2 protein-coding genes, 2 tRNA genes and 1 rRNA gene are annotated in these 1,874 nt (G+C 46.6%); 1 reads left to right on the top strand and 4 read right to left on the bottom strand.

All coding sequences use genetic code 11. From position 1 onward, the window contains the following. Positions 1-147: 147 nt before the first annotated feature. A complete protein-coding gene (locus BSPA111_RS22365; protein WP_064541626.1) occupies positions 148-486 on the bottom strand; it encodes a DUF413 domain-containing protein in 339 nt (112 codons plus the stop codon). A gap of 119 nt (positions 487-605) precedes the next feature. Between BSPA111_RS22365 and hdfR the strand changes: the two genes are divergently transcribed. After that, positions 606-1,430: an HTH-type transcriptional regulator HdfR gene (gene hdfR / locus BSPA111_RS22360; protein WP_183273302.1), complete on the top strand. Its 825-nt coding sequence runs from the start codon at positions 606-608 to the stop codon at positions 1,428-1,430. Positions 1,431-1,511: 81 nt separating this feature from the next. On the opposite strand, the gene BSPA111_RS22355 is transcribed toward hdfR, so the two are convergent. From BSPA111_RS22355 to rrf, 3 genes are all read right to left on the bottom strand, one after another. After that, positions 1,512-1,587 (bottom strand) — tRNA-Trp (locus tag BSPA111_RS22355). Positions 1,588-1,642: 55 nt separating this feature from the next. Continuing rightward, positions 1,643-1,719, bottom strand: a tRNA-Asp gene (locus BSPA111_RS22350). Between the two features lie 54 nt (positions 1,720-1,773). Next, positions 1,774-1,874: ribosomal RNA gene (gene rrf, locus BSPA111_RS22345) — 5S ribosomal RNA — on the bottom strand; the annotation flags it as partial.

The raw sequence follows: 1,874 nt of genomic DNA, 5'->3' as shown, positions 1-1,874 counted from the left end.
AGTCGTAACGTGAAACGAGATCAAGAGCCTGCCCGATATGCATAAAAAAATCCGGAAACGAAGAACATTTCCGGATTCTTACACAGCTACTGGATCGATCAACTGATCCTTAACTGATCGGCATTAGGGCCTTAGCCCCATTTTTAATTAATCATCACTGTCGGTGTAGTCTTCAACTGCGTCCGCCTGTGGTTTTCCACCGGAGAGAGTATGGAAACGCTTAGGACGCTTGATTCGCGTCATATACTTGCTCCACACACGCTCAGCTTCTGTCACTGGCTCACGTTCGCCACGGCACACAGCAACAAACAGAACTTCTTCTTCGGTACCAGGTTCACGTTTGCCAAGATCCAACTCATTGAACGCATAACCATGACGTTCTAACAGTTGGGCTTCTTTGATGGTGAAATCACCATGGCGAGCGAACCCGCGCGGATAATGTTTATTGTCGAAAAACCGATTAGTCGTCGTAAAGCTTTCCGCCATCCTGCACGCTCCTAATTCTCTTGGTCGAGCTATTTATGGCGCGGAGTATTAGTTACGCTTGACAGAGCGTCAAACAAAACATTTAAATCATAACGACAAAATTTTTTTGGGAGTGAGTCGTGGATACTGAATTACTAAAAACGTTCCTCGAAGTAAGCAGGACTCGTCATTTTGGGCGAGCTGCGGAGGCTCTTTATCTAACACAATCAGCCGTTAGCTTCAGAATTCGCCAATTAGAGAATCAGCTCGGTGTAAATCTTTTTACTCGCCATCGTAATAATATTCGTCTTACTACGGCTGGTGAACGTTTACTGCCTTACGCAGAAAATCTCATGAATATTTGGCTTGCTGCCAAGAAAGAGGTTTCCCACACATCTCAGCACAATGAACTCACGATTGGTGCCAGTGCATCACTTTGGGAATGCATGCTCTCAGAGTGGCTAGTGGCGCTCTATCAACAGCATAAAGACATGCAATTTGAAGCACGTATTTCCCAACGACAGTCGTTGGTGAAGCAGCTACATGAGCGGCAGCTTGATCTGCTGATCACAACTGAGTCACCTAAAATGGACGAATTTTCGAGCCAGTTATTGGGACATTTCAACCTGGCGCTATTTTCCGCCTCTGTGCAAAACTCTAAGGAAGGATTGACGTATTTACGTCTGGAATGGGGTCCTGATTTCCAGCAGCATGAAGTGGGGCTCATCAGCAATGATGATATTCCCGTTTTGACGACCAGCTCAGCTCAAATAGCTTGTAAGTTATTACCACAGCTCAATGGATGTTCATTTTTGCCTGTGGAATGGGCTAAAAATCGCGAAGGAATTTATCAGGTACCGGATACAACTGCGCTTTCGCGTCCACTGTATGCAATCTGGTTACAAAATAGCGATAAACAAAGCATAATCAAAGAGTTATTAAAGACACCACTCATGGCGCAGTAATGCGCTTTTGTAGTTTTTTGGGGGGGAGGTTTGAGGAATTTGGACAAAAAAAATCCTTTGCCGAAGCAAAGGATCATTATATGGCAGGGGCGGAGAGACTCGAACTCGCGACACCCGGTTTTGGAGACCGGTGCTCTACCAACTGAGCTACGCCCCTAAATAACGCTTATTATTAAGCCCGCTAATTTAGCAGGCATAATATTTTTAATAAGTGGCGGAACGGACGGGACTCGAACCCGCGACCCCCTGCGTGACAGGCAGGTATTCTAACCGACTGAACTACCGCTCCACCGAATTTCTTACAACATCAGGGTTACACCCTGATTTACTTCTTGAATTTGGAGCCTGGCAGTTCCCTACTCTCGCATGGGGAGACCCCACACTACCATCGGCGCTACGGCGTTTCACTTCTGAGTTCGGCATGGGGTCAGGTGGGACCACCGC

Origin of the sequence: Buttiauxella sp. A111 (genome assembly GCF_014189855.1) — a bacterium.
In the GTDB taxonomy this organism is placed as follows: domain Bacteria; phylum Pseudomonadota; class Gammaproteobacteria; order Enterobacterales; family Enterobacteriaceae; genus Buttiauxella; species Buttiauxella selenatireducens.
The sequence above is the reverse complement of the archived record's forward strand: the minus strand, read 5'-3'. Positions and strand labels throughout refer to the sequence as shown.